This is a genomic window from Streptomyces sp. NBC_00376, from assembly GCF_036077095.1.
Classification (GTDB): domain Bacteria; phylum Actinomycetota; class Actinomycetes; order Streptomycetales; family Streptomycetaceae; genus Streptomyces.
Map to the genome: position 1 here is coordinate 8369078 of NZ_CP107960.1, position 13596 is coordinate 8382673.

Genomic DNA, 13596 nt, shown 5'->3' on the forward strand with positions numbered 1-13596 from the left:
TGCGCCGGGCGGCGGGGATAAGGTCTCCCCGAGGGGGGAACTGGATGTTGCAGGCACTGGGACTGGGCTCAGCCGAAGAGGCTGTCTACACCGCTCTGCTGCCCCGTTCGTCCGCCTCGGCCCAGGAACTCGTCCGGCAGACCGGACTGGAGCGGGCCGAGATCGCCCGAGTCCTGCTCGATCTGGCGGCACGTGGCCTGGTCGCGGTGGTGTCGGAGGCGGGCGGTGAGGTGTCTGCCCCGGCCGGCCAAGGAGCCGACGGCGGACCCGCCGCCCGGTACCGGCTCACGCCGCCTTCCGTGGCCCTCGCCCCGCTTCTCGTCGAGCAGCGCAACGCGTTGCAGCGGGCCGAGAACGCGTTCTCGGTGCTGACCGAGCAGTACCGGAGCACCGCCGCACACCCTGCGGGCAGTGTCGTGGAGGTGGTCGTCGGCGTGGAGCAGGTGGCCCACCGGTTCCACCAGCTGGAGCTCGGCGCGCAGCGGGAGCTGCTCGTGTTCCTCGTCGGCGCGCCGATGGCGGTGCCGCGCGAGGACACCGACATGGCGGAGAGTTCCGCGCTCGACCGCGGGGTCGAATTCCGGGTCGTGGCCGCGAAGGACTACCTCGACGGACACGAGGTGGCAGCGGACATGCGGGCGGCCATCACCGCGGGGCTGGAACTCCGCCTCGTCGACGACCTGCCGCTGAAGATGGTCGTGTCGGACCGGGAGCGCGCCATGGTGCCGCTGGAGATGGCCGGTCCTTGCGGCGAGCCGAGCGCCATCGTGGTGCACCGCAGCGGTCTGCTCACCGCCCTTGTGCACCTGTTCGAGAAGGAATGGGACCGGGCCCGGCCGCTGTACCCCACTGCCTCGGGCGTACGGGCGCAGACGGCAGAGGAGCAATGGCCGACCGAGGGCGAACTCGAAGTCCTGTCCTTGCTGCTGGCGGGGATCTCCGACCGGCGCGCGGCTTCGCAGCTAGGTGTCTCCATCCGGACCGTGGAGCGGCGGACGCGCCGTCTGATGGACCTTGCGGGAGCCGATTCCCGCCTGCAGCTCGGCTGGCACGCTGCCCGCGCGGGCTGGCTGTGACCGGCTCTCCCTCGTGACCGTCTGGCGGAAACCCGACATGCGGGGAACCCGTCACGCGCAGGCATCCCTATGTCATCTGCATGTCTGCCAGGCTGCAGCCGCACCACGGCATTTCATTGCACCAAGTAGGGAGATTCATGCGCCCCATCACACGTATAGCCATGGGAGCGGCGTCCGCCGCGGCCCTGGCCTTCACGGCAGTCACGCCGTCCGGGGCGGCGGATGCACCGCATGACGCCGCCCCGGGTTCGGGGAAGAGATCCGTCGTCGGCAGCGAGACCGCGCAGGACCGCGGCAAGCAGACGGCGGTCACGCTCGTCACCGGAGACAAGGTCCTCGTGACCACGGACAAGTCGGGCCGCAGCTCCGCGGCGGTGCTGCCGCGCGAGGACGGCACGCAGTCGATGTTCCAGACCTACCAGTCGGGCAAGGACCTCTACGTCTACCCCGAGGGCGCCTCCCAGGCGGTCGCCGAGGGCAGGGTCGATGAGCAGCTGTTCAACGTCACCGGGCTCATCCGCCAGGGATATGACGACGCGCACACCGACTCGCTCCCGCTGATCGCCACCTACGGCAACAGCGTGAACGTCGCCAAGAACGCGCCGGAGGCACCTCGCGGCTCCGAACGGAGCCTGTCGCTTCCCGCCGTGGGCGGCGTCGCGCTCAAGGCGGACAAGGACACCGCCGCCACGTTCTGGCGGGACGTCACCGACTCCCGCTCGCGTTCCGCCTCCGCGTTGAAGAAGCTGTGGCTGGACGGCAAGGTCGAGGCCACGCTGGACCGGTCCACCAAGCAGGTCCACGCGCCGGAGGCCTGGGCGGCCGGCTACGACGGCAAGAACACCAAGGTCGCCGTGCTGGACACGGGCGTGGACGCCGAGCACCCGGACCTCGTGGACCGGGTCGCCACCTCCAAGAACTTCACGGACTCCAAGACCACCGACGACCATGTCGGGCACGGCACCCACACCGCTTCCACGGTCGGCGGGTCCGGAGCCGCCAGCGAAGGCCGCAAGAAGGGCGTGGCCCCAGGCGCCTCCCTGCTCATCGGCAAGGTGCTCAACGACGGTGGCTACGGCCTGGACTCCTGGGTCATCGCCGGCATGCAGTGGGCCGTCGACCAGCAGGCCGACGTCGTCTCCATGAGCCTTGGCAGCCCGGCGATCGGGGACTGCGCCGACCCGGTGGCCCAGGCCGCGGAGCAGCTCGCGCAGAACACGCACACCCTGTTCGTCGTCGCCGCGGGCAACGCCGGCCCGGGCACCGAGACCGTCTCCTCGCCCGGGTGCGTGCCCAGTGTGCTGACCGTCGGCGCCGTGGACCGGGACGACAGCACCGCGCAGTTCTCCAGCCGCGGCCCCGTCGCCGTCACGCACACCCTCAAGCCCGAGATCGCCGCGCCCGGCGTCGACATCTCGGCGGCGAGCGCGGGCGGCCGCGGCGTCTACGCCTACCGGTCGATGTCCGGCACCTCGATGGCGACCCCGCACGTTGCGGGTGCCGCGGCCGTCGTCCGCCAGGCCCACCCGGACTGGACCGCTCAGCAGATCAAGGCCGCGCTCGTCTCCTCGGCCCGCACCGGCGGGAAGGTGGCGGGCGCCGACCAGACCGGCGCCGGCGTCCTCGACGTGTTCGCCGCGGTGAACCAGAAGGTGGTCTCCGCGCCCGCCGTCCAGGCCGGCAACTACAACTGGCCGCAGGACGCGTCGGACCGCACATCCGTGAAGGTGCCCTTCACCAACACCAGCGGCAACGACCTGACCCTGAACCTGAGGGTCAGCGGCGTACACGGCAACGACGGCAGCGATGTCCACTCCGACATCGTCAAGCTGGGGCAGCGCAAGGTGACGATCCCCGCCGGGACCACCGCTCAGGTGCCGGTGCAGATCGACCCCACCGCCCGTCTCCAGGACTCGCAGTACGGTGCGGTCACCGGCCGGATCCTCGCCACCGGCGGCGACGTGCACGTCTCCGTGCCGGTCACGCTGTACGTCCAGGCGGAGACGGTCACCCTCCGGGTCAAGACCGTGGACCGCAACGGCAAGCCCGCGACCGGCAGCTCCTCCTTGGATCTCGTCAGCCTGGACACCGACAAGGGAGAGCGCCGCAAAAACTCCGGGGCGTCCGACCAGACGTACCGTGTCCGTCCTGGCAGCTACTCCATCAGCGGCTTCGTGACGACGTACGACGCGAACGGCGCCGCCGAATCGGTCAGTTACCTCGCGCGGCCGCAGCTCCGGATCACCCGGGACACCACGGTCGTCCTCGACGCCCGGCAGGCCCACCGGCTGAGCCTGGAGACCGACCGCCCGGCGACGGTGGACCTGACCACGATCAGCTACGCCCGCACCTGGGACGACACCTGGCTGCTCTCCGGCTCGGTCTCGGCGAACGCCACCGTCCAGAAGTTCTACGCGGACATCGACGGACGCGCCACGAACGGTACCTTCGAGTTCCGGCCCACCTGGCGCGCGAGCGGATCCGAGGGCGGCTCGCCGTACGTCTACAACCTGACGTTCCCGACCACGGGACCGCTCCACTCCGACCAGGTCTACCGGCCCAAGGACTCCCGGCTGGCGCAGGTCACCGAGACCTGGAACGCCGTGGGCAAGGAAGCCGACTACCTCGATGCGATGTTCGTCCGCCGCCCCGAGAGCGGCAGCGACTACATCCCCGTGAGCCCGTACGGCGTGGTGCACGTGCCCACGACCCGCACCGCCTACTACACGACCGGCGACGACGTCTGGTACCACGGTGCGATGACCAGCTTCCCGTTCGCCGCGTTCATGGGCGACCAGGAGCGCACCTACCGGACCGGACAGCGACGAGCCGAGGAGTGGTACCGCGGCCTGCTGCGGCCGGCCGCCCCGCGTGACACCAACGGCAAGCCCGTGCTCGCCGCCGAGCGGCAGGGCGACCTGATGGGCATCCAGACCGCGTTCTGGCTCGACGGGTCCGGCGACCACTGGTCCTTCGGCGGATCGTTCGGCGACATCGGCAACCTGCTGCTGAAGCGCAATGGTGAAGAGATCGGCCGGAGCATCTATCCGTACGACGTGTTCGAGGTGCCGGACGAGGACTCCGCCTACGAACTCACCCAGAACCTGCAGAAGATTGACACCTCGGACCGGAACTGGCTGCGCTCCAGCGCCGTCACCACCACGTGGAGCTTCCGCTCCCACCGGGAGCCGGACGTCTTCTCGCGCGGCCTGCCGCTCCTCTTCCCGGCGTACGACGCGCCGGTGGACGGCATGAACACCCTTCCCGCGGAGAAGGGACTGAAGGTCGGCCTGTCGGTCGAGGGACACGCCGGATACGCCCCGGGCGCGATCACGGCGGCCACGCTGTCCTACTCCTACGACGGCGGCACCACCTGGACCCAGGCGCCGACCGAACAGCATGACGGCCGCTGGACGGCCCTTCTCGACCACACCGGAGCCTCCGGCAAGCAGGTCACGATGAAGGCAACCCTCACCGACGCCAACGGCAACGCGGTCACCCAGACGATCACCCGCGCCTACGACGTCCGGTAATCACCTGGTCCGGGCCGCGTGGGTCAGTACGTCGACCACGCGGCCCTTCCGGGCGCAACCGTGCAAGAGATGAATGCGGTTTGCGGCAACACAACCCGATCCCACCTGATTCCCGGTCAGATCCGGGCGTCTGGTGGGATCGGCCATGAGTGGTGGACCTTCTCGGCGACGGGCCTCTCAGGCAGCGGCGTCGAGGCAGAGGCCGAGGCAGATTCCGTCGACGGTGACGCCGTGCGGTCGATCGGGCAGGACGGGCCGGGGCGGACTCCTGAGTGAGAGGCGTACGCGGGACGTCAGCACCGCGCACGCGCATCCCCAGCCGGTCGACGGGGCGGTTACCGCAGGACGAAGCCGGTGCCGAGTTCGTCCGCGGGATCGAGGTCGAAGCGGTGCTCGCCGGTCCGGTATGCCATCCCCGTGACCTCTGGAATGACAGCGGCGTAGCCGTCGGCGGCCGACTCCGCGACAACCCGTGCGTGGAAGCGGGTGCCGACGATCGAGTCGTGGACGAGAATCCGGCCCGGCTCGAGGTGGCCGGTCGCTGCGAGTACGGCGACGCGGGAGCAGGTGCCGGAGCCGCACGGGGAACGGTCGACCTGGCCGTCGGCGAAGACGGTGACGTTGCGCTGGTGCGGGTTGCCGTTCTCGTCGGTGCCGAGGTCGTCGTACAGGATGGTTCCGTAGATGCCGCTGAGGCGGCCGTCGGCAGGGTGACGCGCGTACTCGCTGTCGTTCAGCGCCCATTTGACCTCGCGTCCGATCGCGATGAGGTCGGAGTAGTGCTCGGGGGTGACTGCCAGTCCTGCGTCGGCCGCTTCCAGATGAGCGTAGATGGCGCCGCCGTAGGCGACATCGACGGCGACGTCCCCGCGGGACGTGGCGACGGTGACGCGTTCGGCGAGCCGGTAGCTGGGGACATTGACGAAGTCGACTCCGGTGACCTGTTCGCCGGCGGTGTGCACGCGCAGGGTGACCCGGCCCGAGGGGACGTCGATGACGACCGTGGTGATGCCGGAGGGGTCGCGGGCGACGCGGCCGGTCTGCACGGCCCAGACGGCGAGCGCGATGGAACCGTGGCCGCAGGCTGTCGAGAAGCCGTCCTTGTGCCAGAACAGCACGCCGAAGTGAGCACCCTCGTCATCGGGCGGCGTGATGAACCCGCCGTACATGTCGGCGTGTCCGCGCGGTTCGAAGCACAACAGCTTACGCAGGTTGTCCACGTCGGCGTTGCCGATGGCGAACATACGGCGTTCGGCGACGGTGGCGCCTTCGATGGCGACCGGCGGTTCGGGGACGATGCGGAACGGTTCACCACCGGTGTGGTAGTCGGTGGTGAATACCTGGTGGATGGTCATGAGGTCCTCCACGGAGCTGGTTAGGGCAGGGTGTGAGCCGGCCGGATCCGAGCGGCGTCGACGAACTCGTCCGGTTCGGGATCGCGTGAGTCGAGAGCCGAGGCGAGCGCGGCGGGAAAACCCCGGTGAACCTGGCATCGGTGACATGTTGTCAGCCGGCGAACCGCGCCATCCACGCCTCGGCCCAGGCCCTCGTGACCGTCCTCGGTGACGACCGGGCCGTCCTCGGTCCGGACACCGACGCCGCGTCGCTCCTCGGGCGTGGTGAGGTCGTCCGGACGGGCCGGCGCCGCTCCCTCGCCGAGTCGGAACTCATGCTTGAGTCCGGTCCGCCCTGCGACGGGGCGTTCGCACGCGGGCCGATGACCTGGCTGCAGTCTCCCGTGTCGTCTCCCGTGTGCCGACCGGGATCATCCACGGTCTCGACCCGTCGGTGAATCCGCGCACCGTGGATTCACCGGCCTTGCGGAGTTCGGCGACCTCCCGGTCGGCCATGACGAGGCGGAGAGCGCTGAACGCCTCTTCGAACTCGGCGTCACGTTCCTCCTCGGTGGTGACGGTGGCCTCCCGGCACGGCTCGGGTAACCTCGCCGCCGCCGTTCGGCGGCTCCCGGACGGTATCCCGCACCGCGCCCGCTCGGTGCCCAGGAGCGTCACTGGCACGGATCGGCCACGGTAGACGGCCGCTTCATCCCTCGGCAGCTGCGGTCACCAGCCCCGCCTGCCGTGCGGCGAGCCGGGTCCAGGCGGGGCTGTGACAATGCTCTTGATCGTTCCGTCGTCGTACGCACACAGACAATGAGGTCGTCACGTCCAAGGTCCGGCTGGCCACCAACCACGGTGACATCATCCTGCCGCTCGATGCCGAGAAGGCTCCGAAGACGGTCGAGAACTTCGTCCAGTACGTCGAGGACGGCTTCTACGACGGCACGGTCTTCCACCGGGTCATCAACAACTTCATGATCCAGGCTGGCGGTTTCGAGCCCGGCATGAAGAAGAAGGAGACCCGTTCCCCCGTCCGGAACGAGGCGGACAACGGGCTGAAGAACCACAGGTACAGCGTGGCGATGGCCCGCACGATGGAGCCGCACTCGGCAACGTCCCAGTTCTAAGGCCGGAGGATCAGCGGTAGCCGTCCGCGGGGCTGTCCTTCCCGCCGTGCCGGATGGCCTCGAAGTACGCCCAGGCGTCCGGCTGGCTGCCGTCGATGTCCCGGACGTTGTAGGTCCTGGCGAGTTCGGCGCTGGAGGTGGACTTGCCGTTCCAGCGGGCGGCGCGGTCCGGGTCGGCGGCGAGCGCGGCTACCGCGCGGGCGAGGTAGTGCGGTGATTCGGCGATCGCGAAGCCCGGTTCCTGGGCGACGGCGTCGCGCCAGTTGTCCTCGTTCACGCCGAAGTGGGTGAGCATCTGTTCCGAGCGCAGGAAGCCCGGTGTGACGGCGACCGCCGTGCCCCCGTACCCTGCCAGTTCCTCTCCCAGCCCGAAGGCGATCCGGATCGGGGCGTTCTTCGCGAGGTCGTAGTAGAGGTTCTCGCGGTATCGGCGGTTGGAGACCGCGGTGCCGTCGGTGACCTCCACGTGCAGGGGAGCGGTGGAGCGGACCAGGAGGGGGAGGGCGAGTGCTGCGGTGATCACGTGCGAGCGCACCCCGAGTTCCAGGATGCGCAGGCCGTCGGCGAGCGGTGTCTCCCAGCTCTTCTTGCCGAAGACGGAGCCGATGAGCAGGTGTTCGCCGCCCCAGAGGTCGTTGACCAGGATGTCGAGCCGTCCTTGCTCGCGGTCGATCCGTTCGACGAGGGCGCGTACCCGGTCCTCGTCCAGGTGATCGGTGGGGACGGCGATGCCGGTGCCGCCGGCCGCTGTGACCAGTTCCGCGGTCTCCTCGATGGTTTCCGTGGTCCGGCCGACCTCGCTGATGTGCTCGCGGGTGGTGCGGCCGGTGACGTAGACGGTGGCGCCGGCGCGGCCGAGTTCGACGGCGAGGGCGCGTCCGGCGCCGCGGGTGGCCCCGGCGACGAGTGCGATCCGGCCGGCGAGCGGGCCAGCCTGATCGGTGTACTGGGTGTTCCTGTCCTTGTTCATGCCACCACCGTGCACGTTAAAGGCGACAGTTCATGGCGTCTTTTCTCCTTGGGTTGTCCTCGCCCGGAATTGTTCTCTCCCATCTGCGGTGGACCGGCGGCCGTCGTGATCTCAACCCGGCAACACCGCCCCGTGACCGAGGAGATTCTGTGCCGTGAACCCCAGCAGCCTGTGCGCGGCCGAGGTGTCGACGGGTGCCGCGCGCCCCGGCAGCGGGCGCCGGAGCACGGTCGTGGGGTGAAAGCGGCGCAGCAGCTCCTCCGTCGGGTACGGCACGACTATCTCGGGGGCGCAGAGGTGTACCGCGTGCGCCGCACGGCCGGGCACGTCCAGGGCCAGCAGCGCGGCCCTCGCCGCGTCGTGGACCTCCAGGTACGTCCACAGCTCCCTTGCCCCCGCGGCCGGGTCGGCCGTGAGCCGGGCGGCGTGTGCGTACAGCCGTTCCTCGAATCCGCCCACGTACGGATAGCGCAGGCACACCACGCTCATCCCGTGCCGCCGCGCCATCATCTGCGCTGTCAGCTCGTCGACCTGCTTGGACAGGCCGTAGGGGTCGGCGACCTGGGAGGCCATCTCCTCATCGACCGGTGCGTACGGCGGATGGGGATCCTCGGCGTCCGTCCAGGGCAGGCCCGTGACACCCCAGGAGCTCGCCACCGCCGCGTGCCGGATCCCGGCCCGGCCGGCCTCCTCCAGGACGGTGAAGGTGGTGAGGCTGTTGCCCGCGAAGACCTCGAACGCGGTGTTGCGCTCGGGAGTCGGGATCGCCGCCAGGTGGATGACCGCGTCGGCACCCTCCAGAGCCGCCCGCACGGTCTTCGCGTCGGCCGCGTCACCGGTCACGACCAGGCGCGCCGCCAGATCACCGGGATCATCGAGGACCAGGGCGTTCGCCTCGATCCCGCGCTCGGCGAGCAGCGCGAGGACCGCCCGCCCGATCCGCCCGGCGGCCCCGGTGACCATCGCTCTTCTGACCATCCAGTCACTCTCCCGCGTCGGTGTTTCTACTCGTAGGCGCGCACGGCGACGACATGCGCCGACGCTGCCCCGTTGGTGGCCTCGACGACGACCCGGATCGCCGATGCGGTGACCGGCTCCGCCGGCGTGTGCGTCACGCGGCGCCGCCGATTCTGCGCCGAACGGGCGATCACGCGCCAGGTGCCGTCGGTATCCAGTGCCTCGACGCGGTAGTCGCGAAGGAGGGTGGGGAGGGTGTCGAAGGGCGTGCGGTGGTGGTGCAGGTTGATCAGGTCCTCGTTGACGTCGTCGTCGGCGATGACCTCGATCCGGCCCAGGGCGACCGGTTCGGGCCAGGCCAACTCGAGCCAGGGGGACGGGTCGTCCGCCAGTGGTGCGGAGACCCACATGTGGGGTCCCGCGTACGGGCGGGCATAGCCGTCGGTGGCCCTGGCGGGGGAGTAGGCCGCGGTCTCTCCCGTACGGAGGCAGAAGGTGCGGCGCAGCAGGCCCGTGTCCGTCCACTCGCGCAGCGGCTGCGGCGATTCGTCCGACGGGCGCAGCGGGACGCGCGTGAAGCACAGGACGCCGGGGGTCGGGCGGTCGGAGCGGTGCAGGGCGAGGGCGTCGTTGGCGCGGACCACCAGGAAGGCGTTGCGGGGGGTTTCGGGAGACCAGTCCAGGCCCGTCCTGATCCACTGCCGGGCCCCGGCGGCGACGGACACGGTGGTGGAGGCGACGAGGCGGCGCGGGACGTAGTTCTGGCCGAGTTCGGGGTCGTACAGATCGATCACGATCTCGGTGTCGCGGTCGGCGTCGACGAGCAGCTCCACCCCGGAGAGGCCCGGGTCCGCGGGGAGGACGAGTCCGGCGTCCGCCGCGAGCGGCCATGGCTCGTCGGATTCCTCGACCGCCAAGCTGCTCAAGGCGGACGATGCGCTGACCGTCGCCCGCAGGGCCAGGTCCTCCGGGTCCGTCGAGGCGAGGCCGATGAGTGAGGCATCCTGGCGCAGCAGCGCCCGGTGCAGCTCGGGCACGGGGAGTCCGCGCGGAGTGACATCCCCGGTGGCGCAGAGCGCCGCCGCCGTGCCGGCCGCCTGGCCGATCGTGGCGCAGGTCGCCATGACCCGGGTCGAGCCGAAGGCGACATGGCTGGCGGAGATGTTGCGCCCGGCGAAGAGCAGGTTCTCGGTGTTCACCGAGTAGAGGCTGCGGTACGGAATGTGGTAAATGCCGTCCGCGTAGAGCTGTCTGGCACCTGCCCCGTCGGAGTACATGCCCTGCGGCGGGTGCAGGTCGATCGACCAGCCGCCGAAAGCGACCCGGTCGGCGAACTCGGTCTGGCCGAGGATGTCGCCCTGGTGCAGTACGTAGTCGCCGAGGAAGCGCCGGTACTCCCGCTTGCCCGGGACCGAGCCCACCCACTCCAGGGTCATGTTCGCCGCGTCGAACTCGCCGGAGTTCTTGATGTGGTCCCAGATGCCGTGGATCACCGACCACAGCTCGTCGCGGATGCGTTCGTTGTCGTGGACGGTGTCGAGCTCGCCGCCGAACTCGATCCACCAGTACGCGCAACCGTTGTCGCCCGCCTTGATGATGCGGCGCTGCGGGATGGAGGTCCCGGTGATGTCCTTGGCGAAGTTCGGCGGCACGAACTTGACCGGGTGACCGGCATCCTTCGTATAGAAGAGGAGCGTGGAGCCCAGGGTGATGTCGTCGGCCGTCTCCGGAGCCCATGCCTCGTCGTACTCGGCGCGCGATTCCCGGCCGATGCGGTGGTGGGCGCCCGCCAGGTGGCCGATCAGGCCGTCCCCCGTGCAGTCGAGGAAGAGGGGGCTCTCGAAACGTATCCGCCGCTCCGAGCCCATCATCCATCCGGTGACCGAGGTGATCCGCCGGGCCTCGTCCGGACCTTCGGCGTCGACCTCGCGCACGTCGGTGTTGAGATAGAGCGTGATGCCCGGCTCGGCGCGTACGGCGTCCAGGACCACGGCATCCCAGTAGTAGGGGTTCCCGTCCGGGTTGCGGAACTGGTTCTCCACGAGCAACTCGCCCATGATGCCGCCCTCACGGGCATGGTGATTCCTGCCGTGGCCGGTCGCGCCGCACACCCAGACCCGGACCTCGCTGCTCGCGTTGCCGCCGAGCACCGGCCTGTTGTTGATCAGCGCGACGCTCCGGCCGAGCCGGGCGGCGGCGATCGCCGCGCAGACCCCGGCCAGGCCGCCGCCGACGACGGTGATGTCGTGCCGTGCGGTTTCATTCCTCATGTCGTGCGTCACTTACTTCCAGTCGGGATTGGCGGAGAGGCCGTAGTAGATGCGCGGGGCACCGTCGAGGGTGAGGGTGACCTTGCCGTTCGAAGCTTTCAGAGAGCGTTCCTGGCCGATGCAGTTGAGCTCCCGCACCTTGCCGTCGACCGTGCCCGAGTGGGCCACGGCCTTGGTCCTGGTCGTCCAGGTGTCGATCCATGGCTCGGGCGATGCGTACCAGGGGTCCTCGCCGTGCTCGGCGTTGAGGACGTACCCGTCCTTGCGGCTCCAGATGATCGACACCGGTCCGTCGGGGGTGGTGAAGAGGAGCCCCTTGATGTCCTGGTCCGCGAAGGCGAGATGCCGGACGAACTCGGCCTCGTCCAGGACCCGGGCTGCGGTCGCGAAGGCGAGGAGCGAGGGCTTGGCGCTGGTGTCGCGGTTCATCAGGCCGTAGTGGTACTCGGGGTTGGCCGGGTCGGCCTCCTGCGGGTGGTGGATCACCGAGTCGTGCAGCTGATACCAGTTGACGGCGCGCACCTTCTCGGACTTGGCAAGAGCGAGCGTGAGCAGTGTGTTCTCGGCGGCGTGCCGGTAGGTGTCGCTCCACCAGGCGTTGGGCCGGGTCGGAGCGTACGCCTCGGTGAGCCACAGCTCCTTGTCGCCGCCGTACTCCTGAAGCACCTGGTTCGCCTTGCGCAGTGCGCCGAGGAAGTTCCAGTACGAGCCGGACGACCCCTGCGTCCACTCCTCGGGCGGCGGCGCGAAGTCGGGCGTGAAGTTGCCTCGGCCGGGGTGGAAGGCGAAGGCGTCGATGAGGTCCCAGCCGCCCGCGTCATGGAAGTTCTTGGTCCATACGTAGTCCATGCCGCCGAGGCCGGCGTTCATGACCTTCATCCGCGAGCCCGCCGCGTCGAGGCGCGTGGTGACCTGGCGCAGACCGTCCCGGACGTAGGCATCGGCGCCGCGGCCCGACATCCAGGGCTGGTTGACCTCGTTGCTCACCTCGAAGTACGCGGCCTCGGCGTCCAGGGCCTTGGCGACATTGGTGTCGGCCCAGGCCGCGATCTGCTCCGGGCTGCCGCCCACGGGGATGCCGCTCAGCTCCACGTTGTGCCCGATGCCGTTCGCGTCCAGGGTCGCGGTGTCGATGCCCGGGGCACCCGCGTAGGCGATGCGGATCCACTTGATGCCGAGCGTCCTGACCAGCCCGAGCACTGCCTCCTTGCCAGGCTTGAGCAGCCAGGGGTAGTTGGCGAGGCCGAACATCGACTCCTTGCCCGCCTTGTACGTGAACTCCGGGAGCACACTCAGATTCGTGCGGGCCAGCGCCCTGTCGTTGCCGCTGACCACCTCCACCTCGGTGAACACGATGTTCTGCGAGGGCGAGGTCAGGGGAAAGGAGGCGTTCCAGGCGGCGCCCGCCGCGAGGCTCCTGGAGAGCGTTCCACCGCCGATCCGCTTGCCGCCGAAGTCCCGCGCCCACCATGTGAGCGTCACCTTCCTGGTCGCGGCCGAGCCGTTGACGACCTGCGCCTTGAGCGTCATCGTCTGCCCTGCCGCCTTGTAGAGGTTGAACGGCTGGTCGGTCCACACCTCCACGCCGAGGGGCCTCCTGGCGGCGAGCGCTCCCGCCCCGCGAGGCCGCAGATCGCCGAGGACCAGATCGGCCTCGGTGACCGCGGTGCCCGCACCGGTCGAGGTGCCGGGGGAATGGATCCATGTGGCGTTCGTGCTCGCCGGGACGGTGGACGAGAGGCAGAAGAAGCCCTTCGAGCCCGCCCACGTCTCCACGTACGCGCCGCCCGCGTTCACCTCGTACGGAATGCCGCCCCGGGCGTCCCGCTCCCAGACGGTCAGCGCTTCGTACGACTCCGGCGCGCTCGCTCCGTACACCGTGCGGGAGAACATGAAGCCGGCCGGTGTGAGCGTGCTGGAGCCGCCTACCTCCCACTTCATGTGCGCCTTGTGAGCGGTGACGTCGAAGGTGCCGCGCACCGTGACTCCGGACGCGCCGCTCGCCATCGTGTACGTGACCTGAATCGCGGGCCGCCCGTCGGCGAGCGTTATCCGGGCGGGCGTGCCGCCGAAGGTGCGCTGCTGGCCGAGCGCGGTGTCCTTGATCATGAAGTGGCTGAGCAGGATGCGGTCGGCGCCCGTACCGTCCTGCACGAGGACGCTGCCGTCGACACGGCCGACGAGGGTGATGCCGTCGGCCTCGATGGTGACCGGGTCTGCGGCGTGCGCGGGAACGGCCGGCAGCAGTGCGGCGCCGGTGGCGACGGCCGTGCCCTGGATGAATCTGCGGCGGGCGACTGACATGGAGGTGCCCTTCTCTCGG

Annotated in this window: 7 protein-coding genes and 1 pseudogene; 3 read left to right on the top strand and 5 right to left on the bottom strand. The window is 69.8% G+C overall.

Features of this window, described 5'->3' with window-relative positions; all coding sequences use genetic code 11:
* The first annotated feature begins 44 nt into the window (after positions 1 to 44).
* A complete protein-coding gene (locus OG842_RS37460) occupies positions 45 to 1076 on the top strand; it encodes a helix-turn-helix domain-containing protein (protein WP_266734472.1) in 1032 nt (343 codons plus the stop codon).
* Between the two features lie 137 nt (positions 1077 to 1213).
* Complete coding sequence (locus tag OG842_RS37465; protein ID WP_266734471.1) at positions 1214 to 4609, top strand: S8 family serine peptidase; 3396 nt, start codon at positions 1214 to 1216, stop codon at positions 4607 to 4609.
* A 335-nt stretch (positions 4610 to 4944) separates the two neighbouring features.
* On the opposite strand, the gene OG842_RS37470 is transcribed toward OG842_RS37465, so the two are convergent.
* On the bottom strand, positions 4945 to 5964 hold the full coding sequence (locus tag OG842_RS37470; RefSeq protein WP_266734470.1) for a proline racemase family protein: 1020 nt from the start codon (positions 5962 to 5964) through the stop codon (positions 4945 to 4947).
* 824 nt (positions 5965 to 6788) lie between these two features.
* Here OG842_RS37470 and OG842_RS37480 point away from each other — a divergent pair.
* Positions 6789 to 7073, top strand: a pseudogene (locus OG842_RS37480) (peptidylprolyl isomerase); the annotation flags it as partial.
* Positions 7074 to 7086: 13 nt separating this feature from the next.
* Here OG842_RS37480 and OG842_RS37485 read toward each other — a convergent pair.
* From OG842_RS37485 to OG842_RS37500, 4 genes are all read right to left on the bottom strand, one after another.
* On the bottom strand, positions 7087 to 8046 hold the full coding sequence (locus OG842_RS37485) for an SDR family oxidoreductase (protein WP_266734468.1): 960 nt from the start codon (positions 8044 to 8046) through the stop codon (positions 7087 to 7089).
* Positions 8047 to 8157: 111 nt separating this feature from the next.
* A complete protein-coding gene (locus tag OG842_RS37490; protein WP_266734466.1) occupies positions 8158 to 9024 on the bottom strand; it encodes an NAD-dependent epimerase/dehydratase family protein in 867 nt (288 codons plus the stop codon).
* A gap of 26 nt (positions 9025 to 9050) precedes the next feature.
* On the bottom strand, positions 9051 to 11273 hold the full coding sequence (locus OG842_RS37495) for an FAD-dependent oxidoreductase (protein ID WP_266734464.1): 2223 nt from the start codon (positions 11271 to 11273) through the stop codon (positions 9051 to 9053).
* Positions 11274 to 11285: 12 nt separating this feature from the next.
* Positions 11286 to 13577 carry a hypothetical protein gene (locus OG842_RS37500; protein ID WP_266734463.1) on the bottom strand — a complete coding sequence of 764 codons (2292 nt, stop codon included), beginning with the start codon at positions 13575 to 13577 and terminating at the stop codon, positions 11286 to 11288.
* Between the last annotated feature and the right edge of the window lie 19 nt (positions 13578 to 13596).